Source organism: Streptomyces sp. NBC_00094 (assembly GCF_026343125.1).
Lineage (GTDB): Bacteria > Actinomycetota > Actinomycetes > Streptomycetales > Streptomycetaceae > Streptomyces.
The window spans coordinates 2,874,263-2,897,810 of the sequence record NZ_JAPEMB010000001.1; the positions used below are offsets into that span (position 1 = coordinate 2,874,263).

22 protein-coding genes are annotated in these 23,548 nt (G+C 71.2%); 9 read left to right on the plus strand and 13 right to left on the minus strand.

Features of this window, described 5'->3' with window-relative positions; genetic code table 11:
* Positions 1–47: 47 nt before the first annotated feature.
* Positions 48–2,303: a cation-translocating P-type ATPase gene (locus tag OG580_RS12330; protein WP_267043709.1), complete on the plus strand. Its 2,256-nt coding sequence runs from the start codon at positions 48–50 to the stop codon at positions 2,301–2,303.
* Positions 2,304–2,864: 561 nt separating this feature from the next.
* Here the strand turns inward: OG580_RS12330 and OG580_RS12335 are convergent.
* Positions 2,865–4,154 carry a citrate synthase gene (locus OG580_RS12335; protein WP_267043710.1) on the minus strand — a complete coding sequence of 430 codons (1,290 nt, stop codon included), beginning with the start codon at positions 4,152–4,154 and terminating at the stop codon, positions 2,865–2,867.
* Between the two features lie 179 nt (positions 4,155–4,333).
* Complete coding sequence (locus OG580_RS12340) at positions 4,334–6,529, minus strand: ATP-dependent RecD-like DNA helicase (protein ID WP_267043711.1); 2,196 nt, start codon at positions 6,527–6,529, stop codon at positions 4,334–4,336.
* Positions 6,530–6,688: 159 nt separating this feature from the next.
* On the opposite strand from OG580_RS12340, the gene OG580_RS12345 reads away from it, so the two are divergent.
* The gene (locus OG580_RS12345; protein WP_267043712.1) at positions 6,689–7,039 is read left to right on the plus strand and encodes a hypothetical protein; all 351 of its coding nucleotides are present in this window, start codon (positions 6,689–6,691) and stop codon (positions 7,037–7,039) included.
* A gap of 154 nt (positions 7,040–7,193) precedes the next feature.
* Here the strand turns inward: OG580_RS12345 and OG580_RS12350 are convergent, their stop codons facing one another.
* Positions 7,194–7,475: a hypothetical protein gene (locus tag OG580_RS12350; RefSeq protein ID WP_267043713.1), complete on the minus strand. Its 282-nt coding sequence runs from the start codon at positions 7,473–7,475 to the stop codon at positions 7,194–7,196.
* Complete coding sequence (locus tag OG580_RS12355) at positions 7,472–7,777, minus strand: hypothetical protein (protein WP_267043714.1); 306 nt, start codon at positions 7,775–7,777, stop codon at positions 7,472–7,474. The genes OG580_RS12350 and OG580_RS12355 overlap by 4 nt, the downstream gene beginning before the upstream one ends.
* 121 nt (positions 7,778–7,898) lie before the next feature.
* Between OG580_RS12355 and OG580_RS12360 the strand changes: the two genes are divergently transcribed.
* Complete coding sequence (locus OG580_RS12360) at positions 7,899–8,723, plus strand: helix-turn-helix transcriptional regulator (RefSeq protein ID WP_267043715.1); 825 nt, start codon at positions 7,899–7,901, stop codon at positions 8,721–8,723.
* Complete coding sequence (locus OG580_RS12365; RefSeq protein ID WP_267043716.1) at positions 8,710–8,934, plus strand: DUF397 domain-containing protein; 225 nt, start codon at positions 8,710–8,712, stop codon at positions 8,932–8,934. Before OG580_RS12360 ends, OG580_RS12365 begins: the two co-directional genes overlap by 14 nt.
* A gap of 41 nt (positions 8,935–8,975) precedes the next feature.
* Here OG580_RS12365 and OG580_RS12370 read toward each other — a convergent pair whose 3' ends face one another.
* Together OG580_RS12370 and OG580_RS12375 are read right to left on the minus strand one after the other, a co-directional pair.
* Positions 8,976–9,725: an HNH endonuclease gene (locus tag OG580_RS12370; RefSeq protein ID WP_267043717.1), complete on the minus strand. Its 750-nt coding sequence runs from the start codon at positions 9,723–9,725 to the stop codon at positions 8,976–8,978.
* On the minus strand, positions 9,722–11,110 hold the full coding sequence (locus OG580_RS12375) for an AAA family ATPase (RefSeq protein ID WP_267043718.1): 1,389 nt from the start codon (positions 11,108–11,110) through the stop codon (positions 9,722–9,724). The genes OG580_RS12370 and OG580_RS12375 overlap by 4 nt, the downstream gene beginning before the upstream one ends.
* A 200-nt stretch (positions 11,111–11,310) precedes the next feature.
* Here OG580_RS12375 and OG580_RS12380 point away from each other — a divergent pair, with 200 nt between their 5' ends.
* Entirely contained in the window at positions 11,311–11,778 is a 468-nt protein-coding gene (locus tag OG580_RS12380; RefSeq protein WP_267043719.1) for a DUF937 domain-containing protein, read from the plus strand.
* A 105-nt stretch (positions 11,779–11,883) separates the two neighbouring features.
* Here OG580_RS12380 and OG580_RS12385 read toward each other — a convergent pair whose 3' ends face one another.
* From OG580_RS12385 to OG580_RS12395, 3 genes are read right to left on the minus strand one after another with little or no spacing between them, the layout of a single operon-like run.
* Entirely contained in the window at positions 11,884–12,687 is an 804-nt protein-coding gene (locus tag OG580_RS12385) for a sugar phosphate isomerase/epimerase (RefSeq protein ID WP_267043720.1), read from the minus strand.
* Complete coding sequence (locus tag OG580_RS12390; protein WP_267043721.1) at positions 12,684–13,844, minus strand: dihydrodipicolinate synthase family protein; 1,161 nt, start codon at positions 13,842–13,844, stop codon at positions 12,684–12,686. The genes OG580_RS12385 and OG580_RS12390 overlap by 4 nt, the downstream gene beginning before the upstream one ends.
* Positions 13,841–14,992 (minus strand): Gfo/Idh/MocA family protein, encoded by a 1,152-nt coding sequence (locus tag OG580_RS12395; protein WP_267043722.1) that lies wholly within the window; start codon positions 14,990–14,992, stop codon positions 13,841–13,843. Before OG580_RS12395 ends, OG580_RS12390 begins: the two co-directional genes overlap by 4 nt.
* Positions 14,993–15,104: 112 nt before the next feature.
* Here OG580_RS12395 and OG580_RS12400 point away from each other — a divergent pair, with 112 nt between their 5' ends.
* Together OG580_RS12400 and OG580_RS12405 are read left to right on the plus strand one after the other, a co-directional pair.
* Complete coding sequence (locus OG580_RS12400) at positions 15,105–16,151, plus strand: LacI family DNA-binding transcriptional regulator (RefSeq protein WP_267043723.1); 1,047 nt, start codon at positions 15,105–15,107, stop codon at positions 16,149–16,151.
* Between the two features lie 41 nt (positions 16,152–16,192).
* Positions 16,193–16,759, plus strand: coding sequence for a Uma2 family endonuclease (locus OG580_RS12405; RefSeq protein ID WP_267043724.1), 567 nt, complete (start codon positions 16,193–16,195; stop codon positions 16,757–16,759).
* A gap of 1 nt (position 16,760) precedes the next feature.
* Here the strand turns inward: OG580_RS12405 and OG580_RS12410 are convergent, their stop codons facing one another.
* A complete protein-coding gene (locus OG580_RS12410) occupies positions 16,761–17,324 on the minus strand; it encodes an AAA family ATPase (protein ID WP_267043725.1) in 564 nt (187 codons plus the stop codon).
* Positions 17,321–18,292 carry an EamA family transporter gene (locus OG580_RS12415; protein WP_267047981.1) on the minus strand — a complete coding sequence of 324 codons (972 nt, stop codon included), beginning with the start codon at positions 18,290–18,292 and terminating at the stop codon, positions 17,321–17,323. Before OG580_RS12415 ends, OG580_RS12410 begins: the two co-directional genes overlap by 4 nt.
* Positions 18,293–18,424: 132 nt before the next feature.
* Between OG580_RS12415 and OG580_RS12420 the strand changes: the two genes are divergently transcribed.
* The gene (locus tag OG580_RS12420) at positions 18,425–19,354 is read left to right on the plus strand and encodes a LysR family transcriptional regulator (protein WP_267043726.1); all 930 of its coding nucleotides are present in this window, start codon (positions 18,425–18,427) and stop codon (positions 19,352–19,354) included.
* Between the two features lie 162 nt (positions 19,355–19,516).
* The gene (locus OG580_RS12425) at positions 19,517–21,292 is read left to right on the plus strand and encodes a glycoside hydrolase family 3 protein (protein ID WP_267043727.1); all 1,776 of its coding nucleotides are present in this window, start codon (positions 19,517–19,519) and stop codon (positions 21,290–21,292) included.
* An 82-nt stretch (positions 21,293–21,374) separates the two neighbouring features.
* Here OG580_RS12425 and OG580_RS12430 read toward each other — a convergent pair whose 3' ends face one another.
* Both OG580_RS12430 and OG580_RS12435 read right to left on the minus strand, forming a co-directional pair.
* Positions 21,375–22,835, minus strand: coding sequence for a S28 family serine protease (locus OG580_RS12430; RefSeq protein WP_267043728.1), 1,461 nt, complete (start codon positions 22,833–22,835; stop codon positions 21,375–21,377).
* A 119-nt stretch (positions 22,836–22,954) separates the two neighbouring features.
* Complete coding sequence (locus tag OG580_RS12435) at positions 22,955–23,389, minus strand: hypothetical protein (protein ID WP_267043729.1); 435 nt, start codon at positions 23,387–23,389, stop codon at positions 22,955–22,957.
* Between the last annotated feature and the right edge of the window lie 159 nt (positions 23,390–23,548).

The following is a 23,548-nucleotide window of genomic DNA, read 5'->3' on the forward strand; positions in this document are numbered from 1 at the left end:
GCCGTACCGTTACCGGGGTACGGCCCTGCTCCCCTTTGGAACCGCACATGACCTCCACGCCCACCGACGCCCCCGCCCTCGCCTCCGGGGCTCCCGTCACCGTCACCGAGCTGACGATCGGCGGGATGACCTGCGCCTCCTGCGCGGCCCGCGTCGAGAAGAAGCTCAACCGCATGGACGGCGTGACGGCCACCGTCAACTACGCCACCGAGAAGGCGCGGATCGAGCACCCGCCGGAGGTCGGGGCCGACGCGCTGATCGCCACCGTGGTGAAGACCGGCTACACCGCCGAGGAACCCCCGCCACCGGAGCCCGAACCGAGCCCCGCGCACGAGGCGCCGGAGGACCCCGAGCTCGCCTCCCTCCGGCAGCGGCTGACCGTCTCCGCCGTCCTCGCCGCGCCCGTGATCCTGCTCGCCATGGTCCCGGCGCTCCAGTTCGACAACTGGCAGTGGCTCTCGCTCACCCTGGCCTCCCCCGTCGTCGTCTGGGGCGGACTCCCCTTCCACCGGGCCGCCTGGACCAACCTCCGGCACGGCGCCGCCACCATGGACACCCTCGTCTCGGTCGGCACCCTCGCCGCCTACGGCTGGTCGCTCTGGGCACTCTTCCTCGGCGACGCGGGCATGCCCGGGATGCGCCACGACTTCGACCTCACCGTGGACCGCGCCCACGGCACCTCCACCATCTACCTGGAGGTCGCGGCCGGAGTCGTCACCTTCATCCTCCTCGGCCGCTACCTGGAGGCCCGCGCCAAGCGGAAGGCGGGCGCCGCGCTACGGGCCCTGATGGAGCTCGGCGCCAAGGACGTGGCCGTCCTGCGCGGGACCACGGAGGTACGGATCCCGGTCGCGGAGCTGCGGGCCGGCGACCTCTTCGTCGTACGCCCCGGGGAGAAGATCGCCACCGACGGCACCGTCACCGAGGGCGCGTCCGCCGTCGACGCCTCCCTGCTCACCGGCGAGTCGATGCCGCTGGACGTCACCGAGGGCTCCGAGGTGACCGGCGGCTGCGTCAACGTCTCCGGCCGGCTCCTCGTCCGGGCCGGTTCCGTCGGCGCCGACACCCGGCTCGCCCGGATGGCGAAGCTCGTCGAGGACGCCCAGAACGGCAAGGCCGAGGTGCAGCGGCTCGCCGACCGGATCTCCGCCGTCTTCGTCCCCGTGGTGCTCCTCATCGCCCTCGGCACCCTCGTCACCTGGCTCCTGCTGACGGACGACCCGACCGCCTCGTTCACCGCCGCCGTCGCCGTCCTGATCATCGCCTGCCCCTGCGCCCTGGGCCTCGCGACGCCGACCGCGCTCATGGTCGGCACCGGCCGCGGCGCCCAGCTCGGCATCCTGATCAAGGGCCCCGAGGTCCTGGAGTCCACCCGCCGCGTCGACACCGTCGTCCTCGACAAGACGGGGACGGTGACCACGGGCCGGATGCGGCTGACCGGCGTCCGCGTGTACGGAGGCAGGTACGGCACCGAGGCCACCGACGAGACCGAGCTGCTGCGGCTCGCGGGCGCCCTGGAGCACTCCTCCGAGCACCCGGTCGCCCGCGCGGTCGCGGCGGCCGCCGCCGAGCGGTGCGGAGAGCTCCCCGTACCGAAGGCCTTCGAGAACGTCCCCGGGCTCGGGGTGCGCGGCTCCGTCGACGGCCGGCTGGTCCTCGTCGGACGCGCCGCCCTCCTCGCCGCGGAGGGCGTCGAGGTGCCCGGGGCCCCCGAGCCCGGCGCCGTCCACGTCGCCTGGGACGGAGTCGCCCGGGGCACCCTCACCGTCGCCGACACCGTCAAGGACACCAGCGCCGAGGCGGTCGCCCTGCTGCGCGGCCTGGGCCTGCGGCCGGTACTGCTCACCGGGGACCACCGGGCGGTCGCCGAGGCCGTGGCGGCGGAGGTCGGCATCGACGAGGTCGTCGCCGACGTGCTGCCCGAGGAGAAGGCCGGGGTGATCCGGCGGCTCCAGGAGGAGGGCCGGACGGTCGCGATGGTCGGCGACGGGGTCAACGACGCCGCCGCCCTGGCCACGGCGGACCTCGGCCTGGCGATGGGCACGGGCACGGACGCGGCGATCGAAGCGAGCGATCTGACCCTGGTACGGGGGGACCTGCGGGTCGCGGCGGACGCCATCCGGCTCTCCCGCCGGACCCTCGCGACGATCAAGGGCAACCTCGCCTGGGCCTTCGGCTACAACGTGGCGGCGCTGCCGCTGGCCGCGGCCGGACTCCTCAACCCGATGATCGCCGGCCTCGCGATGGCCTTTTCGTCCGTCTTCGTCGTATCCAACAGTCTGCGGCTGCGCCGGTTCACGTGAATTCACCTCCACGTGACGCACAGGACCTTCACAAAGAGATCCAGATCACAGATATTGGGGGGTAACCATCTGGGCTGTTCGCGAGTCTAAGTGGGCGATGCCGAGAACGTCTTGGGGGACGTTCATGGGATGTCTTGGGGGACGTCCCTAGGCAAGCGTTGGCCGGGGGACGTGCACCGGGGAGCTTTGAGCGGCCCTCCCGTACGGACCCCGGCAGACCGCCGCTCTGCCCGACCCGCGCAGCGACTGCTGACGCAGGCAGACGCCCGGCCCGGATCCCGTGGGGGGAATCCGCACCGGGAAAACGGGAAGCGCCCCGACCGTCGACCCGTGGGGGGATCGGCGGCGGGGCGCTTCTCTGTACTTCTTGAGGCTCGGTTCGCCTCCGGGGCGCTCCAGTCGGTGTCGAGAGGGCGATCGTGCTCGGCCCTCCTACGTCGGGCCCTCCGCGCTCCCCCAAGCTCTCGACTTCGCTCGAGCAGGGAGGTACCCCCCTGCCCTCTCGACACCGACGCGCCCCTTCGGCTCACTCGCCGAGGTCACGTCAGGTCCGGCGAAGGACTAGCGGGCCTCGACCGGGACGAAGTCGCGGAGGACCTCGCCCGTGTAGATCTGGCGCGGGCGGCCGATGCGGGAACCCGGCTCCTTGATCATCTCGTGCCACTGGGCGATCCAGCCCGGCAGACGGCCGATCGCGAAGAGCACGGTGAACATCTCGGTCGGGAAGCCCATGGCGCGGTAGATCAGGCCCGTGTAGAAGTCCACGTTCGGGTAGAGGTTGCGCGAGACGAAGTACTCGTCGGAGAGCGCGTGCTCCTCCAGCTTGAGCGCGATGTCCAGCAGCGCGTCGTCCTTGCCGAGCGCCGAGAGGACATCGTGCGCCGCCGCCTTGATGATCTTGGCGCGGGGGTCGAAGGACTTGTACACCCGGTGGCCGAAGCCCATCAGGCGGACGCCGTCCTCCTTGTTCTTCACCTTGCGGATGAAGGCGTCGACATCGCCACCGTTGGCCTGGATGCCTTCCAGCATCTCCAGGACCGACTGGTTGGCGCCACCGTGCAGCGGGCCCCACAGGGCCGAGATGCCGGCGGAGATCGAGGCGAACATGTTCGCCTGCGAGGAGCCGACCAGACGCACGGTGGAGGTCGAACAGTTCTGCTCGTGGTCCGCGTGCAGGATCAGCAACTTGTCGAGCGCGGCGACGACGACCGGGTCGAGGTCGTACTCCTGCGCCGGGACCGAGAAGGTCATGCGCAGGAAGTTCTCGACGTAGCCGAGGTCGTTGCGCGGGTAGACGAAGGGGTGGCCGATCGACTTCTTGTACGCGTACGCCGCGATCGTCGGCAGCTTGGCGAGCAGCCGGATCGTGGAGAGGTGGCGCTGCTTCTCGTCGAACGGGTTGTGGCTGTCCTGGTAGAAGGTGGACAGCGCGGAGACCACCGACGACAGCATCGCCATCGGGTGGGCGTCCCGCGGGAAACCGCGGAAGAAGTTCTTGACGTCCTCGTGGACCAGCGTGTGCTGCGTGATCTCGTTCTTGAAGGTCGACAGCTCGTCGACCTTGGGAAGCTCACCGTTGATCAGCAGGTACGCCACCTCAAGGAAGGTGGAGCGCTCGGCCAGCTGCTCGATGGGGTAGCCGCGGTACCGCAGAATCCCCTGCTCACCATCGAGGTAGGTGATCGCGGATTTATAGGCGGCGGTGTTGCCGTATCCGCTGTCCAGGGTGACCAGACCGGTCTGGGCTCGGAGTTTCCCGATGTCGAAGCCCATGTCGCCGACGGTGCTCTCGACCACCGGGTAGGTGTATTCACCGTCCGCGTACCGCAGTACTACAGAGTTGTCGCTCACGTCATCCCTCACCGACGTAGTGCCTCTTCTTCGAGGTGCCCTGACTGTCTCTACCATCCCCCATTTGGCTCAGGAGAGTGCACTCGGGGTCGACCATTGGGCCAATCGGCGGCACTCAGTGCCGCCAACCTTCATATCCTGCCCCCTTCGCCCCGGTTCCGGTAGTCCTCCGTGATCTTTCACACGAGGGCGCCACCTGTGAGCCGATGGGCCAGTGCGGTAAAGCGCCTGCCCGCCGAGACCGTACGGACCGCCTGGGCGATCGCCCGACGGGAGCCGACCAGGACGACGAGCTTCTTGGCGCGGGTCACCGCCGTGTACAGCAGGTTCCTCTGCAGCATCATCCAGGCACTCATCGTGACCGGGATCACCACCGCCGGATACTCACTGCCCTGCGAACGGTGGATGGTGACCGCGTACGCGTGGGCGAGTTCGTCCAGCTCGTCGAAGTCGTACGGCACCTCCTCATCCTCGTCCGTCCGCACCGTGAGCCGCTGCTCGACGGCGTCCAAGGCGGTGACGACGCCGACCGTGCCGTTGAAGACCCCGTTGGTTCCCTTGTCGTAGTTGTTGCGGATCTGGGTGACCTTGTCGCCGACCCGGAAGACCCGGCCGCCGAACCGCTTCTCCGGCAGGTCGGGGCGGGCCGGGGTGATCGCCTGCTGGAGCAGTCCGTTGAGCGAGCCGGCACCCGCCGGACCCCGGTGCATGGGGGCCAGGACCTGGACGTCCCGGCGCGGGTCGAGGCCGAACTTGGCCGGAATCCGCCGGGCCGCGACGTCCACGGCGACCCGGGCGGCGTCCTCCGTCTCCTCCTCGACGAAGAGGAAGAAGTCCGGCAGGCCCTGCGTGAGGGGCGGGGTCCCGGCGTTGATCCGGTGCGCGTTGGTGACCACCCCGGACTGCTGGGCCTGACGGAAGATCCGGGTCAGCCGCACGGCGGGTACGGGGCTGCCGGGGGCCAGCAGATCGCCGAGGACCTCGCCGGCGCCGACCGAGGGAAGCTGGTCCACGTCCCCCACGAGGAGCAGATGGGCACCGGGTGCCACCGCCTTGACCAGCTTGTTCGCCAGGAGCAGGTCGAGCATGGAGGCCTCGTCGACCACGACCAGGTCGGCGTCGAGCGGCCGGTCCCGGTCGTAGGCCGCGTCCCCGCCCGGCTTGAGCTCCAGGAGCCGGTGGACGGTGGAGGCCTCGGCGCCGGTCAGCTCGGCGAGCCGCTTGGCGGCCCGCCCGGTGGGCGCGGCGAGCACCACCTTGGCCCGCTTGGCGCGGGCCAGCTCCACGATCGAGCGGACCGTGAAGGACTTGCCGCAGCCCGGGCCGCCCGTCAGGACCGCGACCTTGCGGGTCAGGGCGAGCCGCACCGCCTCCTCCTGCTCCGGCGCGAGGGTGGCCCCGGTGCGATCGGCGAGCCAGGCCAGCGCCTTGTCCCAGGCCACGTCCCGGAAGGCGGGCATCCGGTCCTCGTCGGTCCGCAGCAGCCGGCCGAGCTGCCCGGCCAGCGACAGCTCGGCACGGTGGAAGGGGACCAGGTAGACAGCGGTGACCGGCGCGCCCTCGGGGCCGGGCACCGACTCCCGTACGACCCCCTCGGGGTCCTCCGCGAGCTCGGCCAGGCACTCGATGACGAGCCCCGTGTCGACCTGGAGGAGCTTGACCGCGTCGGCGATCAGCCGCTCCTCGGGCAGGAAGCAGTGGCCCTGGTCGGTGGACTGCGACAGGGCGTACTGGAGGCCGGCCTTCACCCGGTCCGGGCTGTCGTGCGGGATGCCGACGGCCTGGGCGATGCGGTCGGCGGTGAGGAAGCCGATGCCCCAGACGTCGGCGGCGAGCCGGTAGGGCTGGTTCCGCACGACGGAGATGGAGGCGTCCCCGTACTTCTTGTAGATGCGCACGGCGATGGAGGTGGAGACGCCGACGCCCTGGAGGAAGACCATCACCTCCTTGATCGCCTTCTGCTCCTCCCAGGCCGCCGTGATGTTCCCGGTGCGCTTGGGGCCCAGGCCCGGGACCTCGATCAGCCGCGCGGGGGACTCTTCGAGGATGTCGAGGGTGTCCAGGCCGAAGTGCTGCGTGATGCGGTCGGCGAAGACGGGGCCGATGCCCTTGACCAGGCCGGAGCCGAGATAGCGGCGGATGCCCTGGATCGTGGCGGGCAGGACCGTCGTGTAGTTGTCGACGGTGAACTGTTTGCCGTACTGCGGGTGGGAGCCCCAGCGCCCCTCCATCCGCAGCGACTCCCCCGGCTGCGCGCCGAGCAGCGAACCGACCACGGTGAGCAGGTCCCCGGCCCCGCGCCCGGTGTCGACCCGGGCGACCGTGTACCCGCTCTCCTCGTTGGCATAGGTGATCCGCTCCAGGACCCCAGTCACTTCACAAACACCCTGGCGGCTGCCTTGCTGCGACTCAACTCCCCTACCGGGCATGCCCCACCTGGCTTCCTACGTCTCCGATGCCAGGGAGGCTATCGCCCGCCACCGACAGAGGAGATCCTGTTCCGTGAGCGCTCGCCCTGTGAGTAGGGTCCGCCCATGCCTGCCAACCAAGAGCTCATCCACGGCCGCACGGTCGTCACCCAAGAGGTCCGCTACATGACTTCCGAGCAGATGAGGCTCGGCGGCATCTCCACACGTGATGTGCTGCAAATGGGCTGGCACATGATCGACCCGTTCCAGACCGACCCGCCCGCCTGTGACATCAAGGGCTGCACCTACGTGGACCCTGAGACAGCCTCGTTCCACAAAGGGCTGGCATGGGCCACACACCGGGTGTCCACCTCACGGGGACTGTTCAGGAAGCGGAAGGCCTACCTCTCGTGCCCCGACCATGTCGACACGGTCAAAGCCGCGCTCGTCTTCGGGCACAGCGGCGACCCCGCCTGAACCCTTGAGTGGTCCAGATCACATTGATTTGGTGAGGTGGGGTCCGCTCCAGAACCCCTTCGAGCACTGCCGACCCCGGCCCGCGATCTTCGTTGGACATGCCCCGAAGGTAGCGAAGACCTCGGACAGTTCGGACACCGCCTGTGGAAACCCTTCAGGATTCCCGCTGTTCCAGCCGTGCCCCACGGCTGTCCGCGACCCGCTTCACGTCCCGCAGGGACTCGCTGAGCCGACTGGCGAGGTAGTGCAGCTCGCTCTCGGTCACCCGCCGGTCCGCGAGCAGCTCGGCGGCATGGCCGAGGAGTCCGCCGGCCATTCCGAGCTGGATGCCCTCGATGTCGTCGGCGAGCCGTGACACCCGGCCCGACCCGTCGCCCAGCAGATAACAGGGACGGCCTCCCTCCCCGGTCCAGGGCAGCAGCCGTCCGGCGGTCACGACGCCGCCCCGACGGGGAGGGCCGGCAGCGTACGGATGTCCACGCTCGGTCCCACGATCCGCAAGGCGCGCCGGGCGACCGTCCGCCGCTCGTCGGCGAGGAGGTACGGACGCACCAGCGGGCTGTCCTCGCCTCGCGGCGGACGGCTTCCGATGTGGTGCGCGGTCGGTCCTCCGACGTAGGCGCAGGAGTACGGGTACGTGGGGCGGTACGCGGCCTGCCGCGAGCGCGGGTTCCGCCGCCACCGGGAGGGGAGGAACCACGCGAACGCCCCTCGGAGACGGGAGAGATGAGATGTCATGACAACCTGCCTTCTTTCGTCGCGCTATGTGGCGATCTCCTCACAGAGTGGGGTCGGGGCTGGCTACGCTTCCAGTACCGGGAGCTTGACAGGACACTCGTCAGGTTGGGGAGTTGGCCGCATGGAGCAGCGTCGAAAGCCGCGCACACCGCGCCAGAAGTACGGGGAGGAGTTGAGGCTGCGGCGGATCGCGGCCGGCCTCACTCAGGAGGAGCTGGGCGACCAAGTCGTGTGTTCGCCCACGCTGATCAGCCACTTCGAGGCCGGGAGACGGCTTCCGAAACCCGATGACGCGCGGCGGATCGACCGGGCGCTGGGGACGGGCGGGTTCTTCGAACGGTGGCTGGAGGACCTGGAGTCCAAGTACGCCGACCACTTCGCGGCTGCCGCCGAGCTGGAACTACAGGCCACGACGATCGAGCAGTTCGCCCTGTCGCTGGTTCCCGGCGTGCTCCAGACCCCTGAGTACGCGCGCGCTCTGTTCCGGGCGTACCGGCCGAACCACACGGCGGAGGAACTTGACGAGGCCGTTGTCATCCGAACAAGGCGTGCCCGACTTCTCGACGGGCCGACGCATCCTGTCGTCTGGACACTGCTCGACGAGGCCGTGCTTCGGCGCGAGGTCGGGGGACGGCAGGTGATGGCTGAACAGCTTCACAGGATCGCCGACTTGGCCGAGGCGGGACGGATCCGACTGCACGTGCTGCCGAACAGCGCCGGTGCTCACGCGCTCCAGCAGAGTCTGCTCACCCTCATGAGCTTCGAGGACGCCGCCCCGGTCGCCTACGTAGAAGCATTCCTCACGGGCAACCTGATGGATGATCCCTCCCTGGTGAACGTCAGTCGCACGGCCTACGCTCTGGCTCTGAGCGATGCGCTGTCGCGACAGGAGTCACTGGCCCTCGTGAGGGCAGCAGCAGAGGAATACGCACATGGTCCACAGTGAGCACACCGTGTCCGACTCGTCCTCCCTCACCGGGTGGTACAAGTCCAGCTACAGCGGCGGCGATCAGGGCGAGTGCCTTGAGCTGGCCCGTGGTCACGTCGGCGTGCCCGTCCGCGACAGCAAGGCCGTGACCGGCCCCGCTGTCGTCTTCTCGGCCGACGGTTGGTCCGCCTTTGTCGCCGCCGTCAAGGACGGCCGCTTCTCCGGCTGACCCCTTCCGGGTCCCCGGCCCGGAAGGCAGCGGTGAGAGGGTCACGCCCGGCTCAAGAACCCTTCCCGTAGCTCCGGGTCGCGCAGGAGGGTCAGTACGTCCTCCTCACCCGCGAAGAGCGCCTCGGCTGCAGCGTGCTCGGACTGGTGGAACATCGCGACGATCACGTCGACGAGCGGGCGGTCCCAGGAGACCCGGACGATCTCCCGTGCCTTGTCGTGCTGCCCCTTGTCCGTGACGTGACGCCAGTGCAACAGGGCTCCGTGCGCCGTCACGTACGCGTCCACCCGTCCCTTGACCAGGACGGGTCTGCTGTTCAGCCCGAACACATCGATGCACGCCTGGCCCTGAGGCGTCCTCGCCTGGTACTCCCCGAGGGGCAGAACGAGGCGCAGGTGGTCCAGCGGGTCCAGCAGGGTCGGGTCGACGAGAAGCGGGGCGCCGTCGGCGTCGAGGGGGAACCGACTCCCCTTCCGGCCGCTGTTGCAGTACGAGCAGGAGAGGAGATGGTTGAGCCAGTCGAAGGTACGCAGCGGGGTGCGGTGCTTCGGATCGAAGTGGTCGATGTCGGTGCCCTCGCTGTCCCCGCAGTACATGCAGCGTGCGTGGCCGGGCGCCATCTCGGTGAGGGCGGCGAGGAGCGCGGGGCGGACGGTCCGCCGGCCGGCCCAGAGGTTCTTGGCCTTGTCTTTCCGGGCCTGCTCCGTCGCCTGTGCCGCTATCTCCTTGGTGTACTTCCCCAGCAGCGTCGTCGTCTCCTGTGGCAGATCGACGCGCGAAAGCCGGATCATTCCGCCCCACCGGCCTCGAACTCCTGCGAAATTCGCCGGAGTCGGGCCGACATCTCGTCGAGACGGGCCGACGGCGAGCTCGTGAGCAGACTCTTCAGCTCCTTGTAGCGGGCGAGGGTGTCCTGCGACGCGTCGCCGTCGTACACGCGCCCCTCAATCTCCACGAACTCGGCGCGGAGCAGCTCGGCCCGTTCGGAATACGGGGTGTCCAGGCCGAACAGCTCCGAGAGGACGGCGTCGTCGCCGCTGCCGAAGACCACCCGCTCGTACAGGTCCTTCGACACGACCTCCGGGGCGGCGTCCTCGTCGACGCCGGGGAGGCGGATCAGGCCGCCGGGGTCGGCGGCCTGGCAGATGTACGGGCTGTGCGTGGTGACGATGAACTGGATGTTCGGGAAGTGCGAGGTCAGCCACGGGCCGATGCGGCGCTGCCAGGTGATGTGAAGGTGGGCGTCGATCTCGTCGATGATCACGACTCCGGGCACGCGGAGCAGCCGAGGCCCCTCGTCGTCCTTGACGAACACCGCGTCACCGAACGCGTCGTGGATCTGCTTGAGCAGGTCGACGACGAGGGAGGCGACGGTACGGAAGCCGTCGCTCATCTCCCGCAGGGGGAAGCGCTGTCCGTCGCGGGTGACCCAGAGCCCTTCGGAGTCCACGTCGTCCACGCGGTATCCGTCCGGCAGGAGTCCGTCGCCCAGGACGGACAGGGCCGCGCGCTTCAGGGCCTCGGCGCCTTCCTTGCCCTCCAGCGCGCGCAGGTGCTGCTCGATCAGCCAGGCGACGCCCTCGGCGAGGGAGGCGTCCTCGTGGAAGAGGCTGGCCTGGCGTGCGACCGGGCCGGAGGCCAGCATCAGTCGCTGCACGTCTCCGGAACCGCCCGCCATGCGCCGGAACGGCCCGTACGCGGCACAGAACCAGCCCGCCGGGTTGTCTGCCCAGGGGCCGCGCCTGGCCGGACTGGCACTGGTCGCCCGCGCCTTTCCGTATCGGATCTCGTCCAATGCGGGCTGCGCGCCCCGGCGGTGGCCGCTCGCCTCGCCCGGAGCGGTCCACCTGACTCCCGTCCAGAACTCGTCAACGGTCCTTCCGCCGGCGCTGAACCTGTCGAAGGTCCTGTCGCGCACGACCTCGGCCTCGGCGCTGCCGAACTCAGTGCCCCGCGCGATCCAGTTCTCGAAGCCCTGGACGAGTCCGCGCGCCGCCACCGGCCCGCTCAGCGCCAGCGCGAGCGCGCGCAGCAACGTCGTCTTGCCCGATCCGTTGCGGCCCGCGAGCACCGTCCAGCCGGCATGACCGCCGTCGGGCCGGGTCAGCGTCAGATCGACCGTGCGGGGACCGTGGAACGACTTGATGTTCTCGATGTGGATCCTGCTGACGTACATGGGAGTCGTTGTCCGTTCGCTCGGTCCTGAGGGCGGAACCAGGGCAGGGGACGACCTGCCGACCCGGATGGCCGATTCTACGGAAGGCGGTACGGCCTACCTGTACCCGTGCGTCCGCGTCGGGTGCGGGTGCCGTCCCGCCCGGAGTCGCTCACGTTCTCGACATGCCGACGCACAACGGCCGTCATAGCGTTGTCCGCATGAGTGACGGATCTTTCCAGGACGACGTGCTGAGCGAGCTCGGGGACGACCGGCTCCAGGAGATCGCCGGGCTGGTCGGCACCGACGACACCGGGGCGCGGGAGCTCGTGGGCAGTTCGGTCGCGGAGCTCTCCGGGGAGCTGCGGCAGGCGGCGGCCGAGCCGAGCAGCGCGGACGAGGTGCGGGCCGCCGTCGACGAGGTGGCCTCGGCCGAGCCGCCGCTCCAGGGCGTCGCCACGCTCGGCGGTCTGGCCGCCGGTGGCCTGATGGCCGGCGTGCTCGCCAAGCTGGCCCGGCCGGCGGCGAACGCGGTCGCCAAGCGCACCGGTCTCCCGCCGGCCACGGTCGACCGCGCCGTCGACATCCTGGTCCCGGTGGTCATCGCCGCCCTCACCAAGCGCGCCGCCACGAAGAAGGGCGGCGGCCTGGGCGACCTCCTGGGCGGCGGTACGCAGCCGAAGAAGTAACCCCACCGGGCCGGGGCCCCGCGCCCCGCGGGGACCACGGCCGCCCGGCCCCGCACGGCCGGGCGGCCTCGCCGCGGCCCCGCCGCACCGGGGCCGGGCAGCTTCTCAGACCGCCAGGAAGCGTTCCAGGGTCTCCTCCAGGACCTCCACGCCGTCCCGCGCCCACAGCTCGTCGTTGAAGAGCTCCACCTCGACCGGGCCGGTGTAGCCGGCCTTCTCGACCAGGTCCGCCCAGGCCCGGAGGTCGATCACGCCCGTGCCCAGCTGGCCCCGGCCGTTGAGGACGCCGGCCGGGAGCGGGGTGGTCCAGTCGGCGAGCTGGAAGGAGTGGATCCGCCCTGCCGCGCCCGCGCGTTCCACCGCCGCCGGGGCGCGGTCGTCCCACCAGAGGTGGTACGTGTCGACCGTGACGCCCACCTGGTCGGCCGGGAACCGCTCCGCGATGTCCAGGGCCTGGTCGAGGGTGGAGACGGCGCAGCGGTCGGAGGCGTACATCGGGTGCAGCGGCTCGATGGCGAGCCGGACGCCCCGCTCCCCCGCGTACGGGGCGAGGGCGCCGATGGCCTCGGCGATGCGGGCCCGGGCGGAGGGCAGGTCGGGGCAGGCGGGGGTGAGGCCGCCGGAGACCAGGACGAGGGTGTCGGTGCCGAGCGTGACGGCCTCGTCGATCGCCGCGCGGTTGTCCTCCTCCCATCCGTCGGCGGTGAAGAAGCCGCCCCGGCAGAGGGTGGTGACGGTCAGGCCCGCGTCCCGTACGAGGTCGGCGGCGGCCTCGGTTCCGTACTCCTGGACGGGGGCGCGCCACAGGCCCACGCCGGGGATGCCGAGGCGGACGCAGTGGGAGACCAGTTCGGGCAGGGTCAGCTGCTTGACGGTCATCTGGTTGACGCTGAAGCGGTCGAGGTTCACCGGGGTACTCCGTGGACCGTGAGCAGGGATCGCATCCGGGCCTCGGCGAGGGCCGGGTCGGGGAACAGGCCGAGTCCGTCGGCGAGTTCGTAGGCCCGGGCGAGGTGCGGGAGCGAGCGGGCGGACTGGAGGCCGCCGACCATCGTGAAGTGGTCCTGGTGGCCGGCGAGCCAGGCGAGGAGGACGACGCCCGTCTTGTAGTAGCGCGTCGGGGCCTCGAAGAGGTGCCGGGAGAGCTCGACGGTCGGGTCGAGGATCGCGCGGAAGCCCTCGACGTCGCCGGTGTCGAGGGTCAGGACCGCCTCGGCCGCGAGCGGGGCGAGGGGGTCGAAGATGCCCAGCAGGGCGTGGCTGAAGCCCTGTTCGTCACCCGCGATCAGCTCCGGGTAGTGGAAGTCGTCGCCCGTGTAGCAGCGGACGCCGTCCGGGAGGCGGCGGCGCAGCTCGACCTCGCGGCGGGCGTCGAGGAGGGAGACCTTGATGCCGTCGACCTTGTCGGGGTGGGCGGCGATGACCTCCAGGAAGGTCTCGGTCGCGGCGTCGAGGTCGCTGGAGCCCCAGTACCCGTCGAGTGCCGGGTCGAACATGGGGCCGAGCCAGTGCAGGATCACGGGCTCGCTCGCCTGGCGGAGCAGATGGCCGTACGTGTCGAGGTAGTCGTCCGGGGTCTCGGCCGCCGCGGCGAGGGCCCGGGAGGCCATGAGGATCGCCTGGGAGCCGGTCTCCTCGACGAGGGCGAGCTGCTCCTCGTACGCCTTGCGGACCGTCGCGAGATCGGCGGGGCCGGTGAGCTGGTCGGTGCCGACGCCGCAGGCGATGAGGCCGCCGACGGCCTTCGCCTCGGCGGCGGAGCGGCGGATCAGTTCGGCGGCCCCGTCCCAGTCGAGGCCCATCCCGCGCTGGGCGGTGTCCATGGCCTCGGCGACCCCGAGGCCGTGGGCCCAGAGGTGGCGGCGGAAGGCGAGGGTGGCGTCCCAGTCGACGGCGGCGGGCGAGTCGGGCGAGGTGTCGGCGTACGGGTCGGCGACGACGTGCGCGGCGGAGAAGACCGTACGGGAGGTCGGCGCGGCACCGGCGAGGGGGAGGGCGGCGGGGCGGGGGGCGGTGCGGGGCTCGTACGCCCGGACGCCGCCGCCCGTCTGCGGGAGGCGGATCACAGGGAGACCTCCGGGACGTCGAGGCGACGGCCCTCGGCGGCCGACTTCAGGCCCAGCTCGGCGAGTTGCACGCCGCGCGCGCCCGCGAGCAGGTCCCAGTGGTACGGCTCGCCGAGCGTGACGTGCCGCAGGAAGAGCTCCCACTGCGCCTTGAAGCCGTTGTTGAACTCGGCGTTGTCGGGGACCTCCTGCCACTGGTCGCGGAAGGACTCGGTGACCGGGATGTCGGGGTTCCACACGGGCTTCGGGGTGGCCGAGCGGTGCTGGACGCGGCAGCCGCGCAGTCCGGCGACGGCGGAGCCGTGGGTCCCGTCCACCTGGAACTCGACGAGCTCGTCGCGGTTGACGCGGACCGTCCAGGAGGAGTTGATCTGGGCGATCGCGCCGCCCTCCAGCCGGAAGATGCCGTACGCGGCGTCGTCGGCGGTGGCCTCGTAGGGCTTGCCCTGCTCGTCCCAGCGGCGCGGGACGTGGGTGGCGACGTGCGCGGTGACGGAGGTGACCCGGCCGAAGAGCTCGTGGAGCACGTACTCCCAGTGCGGGAACATGTCGACGACGATGCCGCCGCCGTCCTCCGCGCGGTAGTTCCAGCTCGGGCGCTGGGCGTCCTGCCAGTCGCCCTCGAAGACCCAGTAGCCGAACTCGCCGCGCACGGACAGGATCTCGCCGAAGAAGCCGCCGTCGATGAGCCGCTTGAGCTTGAGCAGGCCCGGCAGGAACAGCTTGTCCTGGACGACGCCGTGCTTGATGCCCTTCTCCGAGGCGAGCCTCGCCAGTTCCAGGGCGCCGGCGAGGTCGGCGGCGGTGGGCTTCTCGGTGTAGATGTGCTTGCCGGCCGCGATGGCCTTGGTGAGCGCGTCGACGCGGGCGGAGGTGACCTGGGCGTCGAAGTAGATGTCGATGCTGTCGTCGGCGAGGACGGCGTCGAGGTCGGTGGACCACTCGGTGAGGCCGTGGCGCTCGGCGAGCGCGCGCAGGGCGGGCTCGCGGCGGCCGACGAGGACGGGCTCGGGCCAGAGGGTCTCGCCGTTGCCCAGGTCGAGGCCGCCCTGTTCGCGCAGGGCGAGGATCGAGCGGACGAGGTGCTGGCGGTAGCCCATGCGCCCCGTGACACCGTTCATGGCGATGCGGACTGTCCTGCGTGTCACGAAATCTTCCTCTCCCCGGCAATTCCGCGCCTCGATAGAAAGCGCTTTCTGTCTGGGAGGAAGCTAACCTGCCGACATCACGCCGGACAAGGGCCTCGGAGGTACGCACACGATGACCGTCACCCTGGCGGACGTGGCCGCCCGCGCCCGGGTCTCCCCCGCGACCGTCTCCCGCGTCCTGAACGGCAACTACCCGGTCGCCGCCTCGACCCGCGAACGGGTGCTGCGGGCCGTGGACGAACTGGACTACGTCCTCAACGGCCCCGCCAGCTCGCTGGCCGCCGCCACGTCCGACCTGGTCGGCGTGCTGGTCAACGACATCGCCGACCCGTTCTTCGGGATCATGGCGAGCGCGGCGCAGAGCGCGATCGGGGAGGGTGCGTCGGGGCGGGCCGGGGGCGAGAAGCTCGCCGTCGTCTGCAACACGGGCGGCTCCCCCGCGCGCGAACTGACCTACCTCACGCTGCTCCAGCGGCAGCGGGCCGCGGCCGTGATCCTCATGGGCGGCTCGCTGGAGGACCCCGGGCACCTGGCGGCGACGGCGGGCAAGCTGGCCAAGCTGGCGGAGGCGGGGACCCGGGTGGTGCTGTGCGGGCGCCCGCCGGTGCCCGGCGACGCGAACACGGCGGCCCTCGTCTTCGACAACCGCACCGGCGCGCGGCGCCTGACCGAGCACCTGCTGGAGCTCGGCCACCGGCGCATCGGGTACGTGGCGGGGCCGGCCGACCGGACGACGACCCGGCACCGGCTCGAAGGCCACCGGGCGGCGCTCGCGGCGGCGGGGATCGCCGAGGGGCCGACGGTCCACGGCCCGTACGACCGCCGGTCCGGCTACGAGGCGACCGCCGAGCTCCTCACCCGCGACCCGGACCTCACGGCGGTCGTCGCCGCCAACGACACGGTCGCGCTCGGCGTCTGCGCGGCACTGCGGGAACGGGGCCTGTCCATCCCCGGCGACGTCTCGGTGGCGGGCTTCGACGACCTGCCCTTCTCGGTCGACGCGGTCCCGGCCCTCACGACCGTACGACTGCCGCTGCACGAGGCGGGGGTCAGGGCGGGCCGCCTGGCGATGGGCGCGGAGGAGCCTCCGGCGGGGGGTTCGGTGACGGTCCCGGGGGAACTGCTGCTCAGGGGATCGACGGCCCGGCCGCGGGGGTAGCGGGGCGCTATCGTGGTGACGAACGGCACACGGAGGATCGCATGGCGACCATACTGATGGACCTTCCCAGCGCCTGGGACGCCCTGGACGGCGTCAACCTGCCTCGCGGCTACCACGTCGAGATCACGGACGGGAAGATCATCATGACGCCGCAGGGCGAGAGCCGGTCGGACATCCTTCTGGAGGCCGCGCCTCAGATCAAGAAGCAGCTCGCCGGGCAGGGCAAGCTGCTGACGGACGTCATGATCGACTTCCCGTCGCACCTCTACGGATACGCCCCTGACCTGACCGTCGTCGCACCCGGCTCCGAGCGGAACAGCCGTGGCCGCTTCGAGTGGCACAGCCTTGAGGCCGTCATCGAGGTCGTCTCGAAGAGCACACGGGACAACGACTTCACGAAGAAGTTCCGGATGTACGCCGAGTGCGCCATCCCGGTCTACGTGATCATCGACCCGTCGGACGACACCTGCACCATCCACAGCAACCCCACCCGCACCGGCGTCTACGTGGACCAGGAGCAGATCGCCTTTGGCGAGGACCTGCTCCTCTCCCTCGAAGGGCGGGAGATCGTCGTGAAGACGGACGGGTTCCCGCGTTCCGAAGGCTGATCTACTTCTCCGGCGTCAGGCCCGTCGCCGTCAGGACCGCGTCCACCGTCTCCTCGACCGTCTGGTGCGCGTTGTCGATCCAGACGCCCTCGCCGGAGAGTTCCTCGCGCATGGCCTCGTCCAGGAAGGCCCAGTTGGTCGTGAGCTTCTTGTGCCGGGCGTTGTTGCGTTCCCAGGCCTTCTCGGGGCCGGGGGCCAGGATCACCACGTGGAGCGGGACCGCCTTGGCCTGGGCGCGGTAGAAGTCCAGGTGGGAGCGGCGTACGACGACGTCGTCGAGGACCGGCAGGAAGCCGGCCGAGGCGAAACTGTCCGCGAGGAGGCAGGCGTTGCGGGCGCGCAGCAGGATCTGGCGGTCGGCCTCCGGGTCTCCGTCCGGGGTGGGCCAGTGGCAGCCCTGGACGATCAGCTCCTGGAGGTCGTCGACCTCGATGTGCGCGGAGCGGGCGAAGCGGGCCGCGAGGGCCGCCGCGACGGTCGACTTGCCGCTGCCGGGGATGCCGGCGAGCAGGACGGCGCCCGAGGCGGGCTCGGGGGCGTCGACGGCGATGTGCTCGAAGGTCATGCCGGCCTTTCCTCGCTGGTGGGACGCGACGACGATACGTTCACGGGCTCGCGGGACGCCAGGGAATTCCCCGGCGGTACGGGCGCGGGAGCCGGACGGCCGCCCGGCGCCAGGGACGTGAGCGCAACTCCCCCGACGAGCAGCGCCGCCGCGCACCAGCGGAGCGGGCTGACGCCCTCGCCGAGGAACAGGGCGGCCGAGGACATGCCGAAGACGGGGACGAGGAGCGAGAAGGGCGCGACGGACGAGGCGGGATAGCGGCGGAGCAGCCATCCCCAGGCGCCGAAGCCGAAGACGGTCGTGATCCAGGCGACGTAGACGATGACGCCGACGCCCGTCCAGTCGAGTCCGCGCAGGGCCGCGAGGTCGCGCTCCGGGCCCTCCAGGAGGAGGGAGAGGGCGAGCAGCGGCAGGACGGGCACGGTGCTGACCCAGACCATGAAGTTGAGGGCGTCGGGCGGGGAGGCCTTGCGGGTCAGGACGTTGGAGACGCCCCAGCAGGCCGCCGCCGCGACCACCAGGGCGAAGCCCGTGAGCGCCCCCGCCGTACCCCCGTCGAACGCACCCTCGTCGACGGCCGCCACGCCGATGCCCGCGAGGGCGACGGCCATGCCCGCCACCTTGCGACGGCCGGGGCGTTCACCGAGGGCGGCGAAGGCGAAGAGGGCGGTGAAGACCGCCTGGATCTGGAGGACGAGGGAGGAGAGCCCGGCCGGGGCGCCGAGGTCCATGCCGGTGAAGAGCAGCCCGAACTTGGCCACGCCCAGGACGAGTCCGACGCCGACGATCCACTTCCAGGCCACGGTGGGGCGGCCCACCAGGAAGACGGCCGGCAGGGCGGCGGCGAGGAACCGGAGGGCGGAGAAGAGCAGCGGCGGGAAGTGGTCGAGGCCGATCTCGATGACGACGAAGTTGACGCCCCAGACGGCCGCGACGAGGGCGGCGAGGGCGAGGTGGGCCGGGGCGATGCGGGTGGCGGCGGAGGGGGCGGGGCTCATGGTGTCGAGCATGCGGCCGGCGATCGTGTAGCACCAGCACGGATTCCTTCATGATGGGATGAAGCAACTCTTCATCCTCCTCGCCCTCGACGGGAGCCCTCCGTGCTGGACCTCGGCCGTCTGCGCGCCCTCCACGCCGTCGCCGTCCACGGCAGTGTCGGCGCCGCCGCCACCGCCCTCGGCTACACCCCGTCCGCGGTCTCGCAGCAGATCGCGAAGCTGGAGCGCGAGACCCGTACGACCCTGCTCGAACGCAGTGGCCGTGGTATCCGGCTCACCGACGAGGCCCTGCAACTCGCGGACACCGCACAGAAGTTGCTGGCCCTCGTGGAGGAGGCGGAGGTACGGATCGAGGAGCGGCGCGGGCTGCCGTCCGGGCGGCTGACCATCGGCTGCTTCGCGAGTGCGGCGCGTGGCCTGATGCCCCGGGCGCTCGCGGAGCTGGCCCGGTGCCACCCCGACCTCGACGCCCGCCTGTCGGAGGTGGACCCGCACCTCTCGATCGATCTGGTCGCGCGGGGCATGATCGATCTGGCCGTGGTGCACGACTGGGACATCGCCCCGCTGGCGACGCCGCCGGGTGTCGAGCGGGCGGCGGTCGGCGACGACCTGTGCGACGTCCTGGTCCACCGGGACCACCCGCTGGCGGTACGGGAGTCGGTGCGCCGGGAGGAGTTGACGGCCGAGCGGTGGATCTCGCAGCCGCCGGGGACGGTCTGCCACACGTGGCTGACCCGGACGCTGCGGGCGACGGGGTCCGAGCCGCTGATCGTCCATCAGGCGGAGGAGAACCACACCCAGGTCGCCCTGGTGGCGGCCGGTCTGGGCATCGCGCTCGCCCCTCGACTCGGCCGCGGAGAGCTGCCGCCGGAGGTGACGCCGGTCCGTCTCGACCCGGTGCCGACACGTCGGCTGCACGCCATGTGGAGGACGGGGGCGGCGCGGCGCCCGGCGATCCGGGAGGCCGTCCGTACGCTCCAGGAGCTCTGGCCCGAGGTCGCTTCCGCAGGTCATTCCTGCGCGGGTCCTTGACCTGGCAGTTACTTTCGGGCTATCCGTGTCCCCTTGGAAGTTTCCTTCAATCTCGCACGGCCGGAAGGAGCATCAGTGCACCACCGCGCCCCCGCCCCGTCCCCCTCCGCGTCCTCCTCCCCCTCCCCCGCCCCGTCCCCCTCCCGACGCACCCTTCTCACGATGACCGCCGCAGCCGCCGCGGCCGCCGTCACGGGGGTCACCGCCCCCGTCGCCCACGCGGAGACCGACGACCGGAAGCTCCAGCGGATCATCGACGGGATGTCCCTGGAGGAGAAGGTCGGCCAGCTCTTCGTCATGCGGGTGTACGGCCACTCCGCGACCGCCCCCGACCAGGCCGACGTCGACGCCAACCTCAAGGAGATCGGCGTCCGCACCGCCGCCGAGCTGGTCGCGCGCTACCGCGTGGGCGGTGTCATCTACTTCTCCTGGGCCCACAACACCCGTGACCCGCACCAGATCGCCGAGCTCTCCAACGGCATCCAGCAGGCCGCTCTCGCCCAGCCGAACCCGATCCCCCTGCTGATCTCCACCGACCAGGAGCACGGCATCGTCTGCCGCGTCGGCGAGCCCGCCACCCTGGTGCCCGGGGCGATGGCCCTCGGCGCGGGCGGTTCGCACGCGGACGCCCGTAAGGCCGCCCAGATCGCGGGCGCCGAGCTCGCCGCCGTCGGCATCCGGCAGAACTACGCCCCGGTCGCGGACGTCAACGTCAACGCCGCCAACCCGGTCATCGGCGTCCGCTCCTTCGGCTCCGACCCGCAGGCGGTCGCCGGCCTGGTCGCCGCGCAGGTCAAGGGGTACCAGCGGGCCGGGGTCGCGGCCACCTCCAAGCACTTCCCGGGGCACGGCGACACCGCCGTCGACAGCCACTACGGGCTGCCGACGATCACCCACACCCGGGCCCAGTGGGCCGAGCTCGACGCCCCGCCCTTCGAGTCGGCGATCGCCGCCGGCATCGACTCGATCATGACCGCGCACATCGTGGTGCCCGCGCTCGACCCCAGCGAGGACCCGGCGACCCTCTCCCGGCCCATCCTCACCGGCATCCTGCGCGAGCGGCTCGGCTACGACGGCGTGGTGGTCACCGACGCCCTCGGCATGGAGGGCGTGCGCACCAAGTACGGCGACGAACGCGTCCCGGTCCTCGCGCTCAAGGCCGGGGTGGACCAGCTCCTCAACCCGCCGAAGCTCGACGTGGCCTGGAACGCGGTCCTGAAGGCGGTCAAGGACGGCGAGCTGACGGAGAGCCGGCTCGACGAATCGATCCTGCGGATCCTGCGGCTCAAGGCGAAGCTGGGGCTCCTCCGGCAGCCGTACGTGACCCGGGCGGGCGTCGACCGGGTGGTCGGCACCGCGGCGCACCTCGCCCACGCCGACCGGATCGCCGAGCGGACCACGACCCTGCTCCTCAACGAGGACGGTTTCCTGCCGCTGAGCCCCACCGGCCACGGCAGGGTCCTCGTCGTCGGCGCCGACCCCGCCTCGCCGTCCGGCACCACCGGGCCGCCCACCACCACCCTCGCGACGGCGCTCGGGGAGCTCGGCTTCACCGCGACCGCGCTCTCCACCGGGATCACCCCGACGGCGGCCAGGATCGAGGAGGCGGTGGCGGCGGCGGCCGGCCAGGACGTGGTCGTCGTGGGCACGTACAACGTCACCGCGACCAGCCCGCAGCGCACGCTCGTCGCGCGGCTCGTCGCGACCGGCGTGCCCGTCGTGACGATCGCGATCCGCAACCCGTACGACATCGCCAGGATCGACGGCCAGCGGGCGACCCTCGCCTCCTACTCCTGGACCGACGTCGAACTCCGGGCCGCCGTCCGGGTCCTGGCCGGCCGCGCCCGTCCGCAGGGGCGGCTGCCCGTCCCGGTGCAGAGCGCGGACGACGCGTCCCTGGTGCTGTACCCGGTCGGGCACGGCCTGTCGTACCGCTAGGGGGACGAGGAGAGGGACGGACACAGGTGTGCCCGGTGGTCCTCGGAGGACCACCGGGCACACCCGCGCGGAACGGCGGAGGTTACGGGCGCAGCCCGTGCTCCCGCGTCACGTCCTCGTCGACCGCCTTGTCGAGGCGGGCGTCGAAGCGGGCCAGCGGCTGCGCCGCCTGGACGGCCGGGGCGGAGACGCCGGCCCAGGCCAGGATGCGGGCGGTGGCGTTCTCACGCTCGGCGTCGACGAGCCCGGCGACGTTCGCGCCGTGGTTCGCGCCCGGCGCCGTGTAGACGTAGCTGTCGCGCGCGCCCTTGCCGAGGTGGAACGGCTCGGCGCCCCACGGGTCGTTGCCGCCGTAGACGAAGAGCATCTGGTTCGCGTTCCGGCGGACCCAGTTGTCGACGTCCCGCATGGCCTGCGGCTGGAACTTCATCGGGATCGAGCTCGGCACGAAGTTACGGGCCGGCTGGTAGCCGTAGCGGCTCAGGCCCGCGAGGTGCGGCTGCTGGATGGTGGGCGAGCCGAGCTGGGTGGCCGCCTGGTAGTAGTACGGCGTGTAGTAGTCCAGGCCCTGGTCGGTGTAGGCGGCCCAGCCGGAGTAGGCGTCGATCGTCTCGTAGACGGTGTCGTCGCTCGCGGTCGCCGCGTCCGGGATCTGGTCGCAGACGTCCTCGCCGTAGTACTGCCAGAAGCCCCAGACGAAGTCGAGGACGACGGCCTCGTAGGCCTTGTCGACGGTGCCGACCGTGTTGAAGGTCGCGCCGTCGGCGTCGGACTTCTCCTTGAACTTCTTCTGCAGCGAGTCGCGGCGGACGAGGGCCTCGCGCTGCATGTTGTTCAGGCGGTCGCGGCACTCCTTGGTGCCGACGTTCGCGAAGAACCGGTCGTAGGCCGAGTCCTCCTTGTTCACGACGTCGTTCGGGGCGACGTACGCGACGACACCGTCCATGTCACGCGGGTAGAAGCGCTCGTAGTAGGTGGCGGTCATGCCGCCCTTCGAGCCGCCGGTGGAGAGCCAGTTCTCGCCGTAGATCTTCTTCAGGGCGGTGAAGATCCGGTGCTGGTCGCTGGCCGCCTGCCAGATGTCGAGCTTGGACCAGTCGGCGGGCTGCGGACGGGACGGCGTGAAGAAGCGGTACTCCATGGAGACCTGGTTGCCGTCGATGATCCGGGTCGGCTCGGCGCGACTGGGGGTGGTGCTCAGCCCGTAGCCGCTGGTGCGGAAGACGGTGGGGCGGCTCGTGTCCTTGTGGAGGACCGAGAGCCGCTGCTTGAAGGTGCCCGCCCACGGGCGGTGGTGGTCGATCGGCTGGACGTACTCCAGGACGAAGTAGCGGTAGCCGGCGTAGGGCTTCTCCTCGATCAGGCTCATCCCGGGGATCGCCAGGATGCGGTCCTTGATATCCGCGCTCTGAGCGTCCGCGCTCTGCGAGTCGGCGACGGACGTGGCGTCGGTCTCCGTGTCCGCGGCGGTAGCCACGCCCGTGGAGCCGACGGTGCCTATGAGCACCGAAAGCGACACCAGCCATCTGAGCGACTTGCGCATTCGTCCTCCCCTTGGTTCACAACGGTGTCGTGAACCTAGCGGGGGGAACGTGTGGACCGCCAGACCCAGTTGCTCCTTACCGTTGGACTTTCCTGTGCATCAGCAGAGGAAGCGGGACGTCAGCACAGGACCCAGCCCGTGGACTTGCCCTGTCCGGCCACCGAACCGTAGGCGCGGACGCAGCGGTTGAGGGCGTGGACGGTGACGGGACCGGCCTGCCGGCCGAACCGGCCGGCCTTCACCGCGGGACGGCCGCCGCGCGGCTGGAGGGAGACGGTCATCGGACGGGCGGCGCCGGGCCGCTTGGCGACGGTGACGGCGCAGGCGTAGTGCCGGGTCCGGTAGAGGCGCAGCTCGCCGGTGGCGAAGCGGTAGGTCTTGGTCGGGCGGCCCTGGCAGACGGAGGCGGCGTCGGCGGTGGCGCCGCCCGGGCCGGGCCAGGGGGTCAGGAGCAGGGCGAGGGCGGCGAGGAACGGGACGAGGGCGCGCGCGAGCAGCCGCCGGTGGCGGCGGCGTGGTGCGTGCGGCGTGTCCGTCGGCATGTCCGTGGCCATGCGGTCCCCTCCCGAGCGAGTCGCCATGCGAACGTACAGGCGTACGGACGTACGGAGATTCATGCGTACGGGCGTACGACGCGCCAGCCGCCGGAATGGTTGCTTCCGGGAGTCTGCGGCGACCTACGCGAACGTCGTGAGGACGAACAGCAGGAAGGC

Excerpts from the sequence above, each read along its gene's own strand:
- OG580_RS12425 (WP_267043727.1), top strand. The coding sequence starts at position 19,517 with ATGACCGCCGCAGCCGCCGCGGCCGCCGTCACGGGGGTCACCGCCCCC.
- OG580_RS12400 (WP_267043723.1), top strand. The coding sequence starts at position 15,105 with ATGACCGTCACCCTGGCGGACGTGGCCGCCCGCGCCCGGGTCTCCCCC.
- OG580_RS12405 (WP_267043724.1), top strand. The coding sequence starts at position 16,193 with ATGGCGACCATACTGATGGACCTTCCCAGCGCCTGGGACGCCCTGGAC.
- OG580_RS12330 (WP_267043709.1), top strand. The coding sequence starts at position 48 with ATGACCTCCACGCCCACCGACGCCCCCGCCCTCGCCTCCGGGGCTCCC.
- OG580_RS12345 (WP_267043712.1), top strand. The coding sequence starts at position 6,689 with ATGCCTGCCAACCAAGAGCTCATCCACGGCCGCACGGTCGTCACCCAA.
- OG580_RS12435 (WP_267043729.1), bottom strand. The coding sequence starts at position 23,389 with ATGGCCACGGACATGCCGACGGACACGCCGCACGCACCACGCCGCCGC.
- OG580_RS12360 (WP_267043715.1), top strand. The coding sequence starts at position 7,899 with ATGGAGCAGCGTCGAAAGCCGCGCACACCGCGCCAGAAGTACGGGGAG.
- OG580_RS12375 (WP_267043718.1), bottom strand. The coding sequence starts at position 11,110 with ATGTACGTCAGCAGGATCCACATCGAGAACATCAAGTCGTTCCACGGT.
- OG580_RS12370 (WP_267043717.1), bottom strand. The coding sequence starts at position 9,725 with ATGATCCGGCTTTCGCGCGTCGATCTGCCACAGGAGACGACGACGCTG.
- OG580_RS12365 (WP_267043716.1), top strand. The coding sequence starts at position 8,710 with ATGGTCCACAGTGAGCACACCGTGTCCGACTCGTCCTCCCTCACCGGG.
- OG580_RS12410 (WP_267043725.1), bottom strand. The coding sequence starts at position 17,324 with ATGACCTTCGAGCACATCGCCGTCGACGCCCCCGAGCCCGCCTCGGGC.
- OG580_RS12430 (WP_267043728.1), bottom strand. The coding sequence starts at position 22,835 with ATGCGCAAGTCGCTCAGATGGCTGGTGTCGCTTTCGGTGCTCATAGGC.
- OG580_RS12355 (WP_267043714.1), bottom strand. The coding sequence starts at position 7,777 with ATGACATCTCATCTCTCCCGTCTCCGAGGGGCGTTCGCGTGGTTCCTC.
- OG580_RS12380 (WP_267043719.1), top strand. The coding sequence starts at position 11,311 with ATGAGTGACGGATCTTTCCAGGACGACGTGCTGAGCGAGCTCGGGGAC.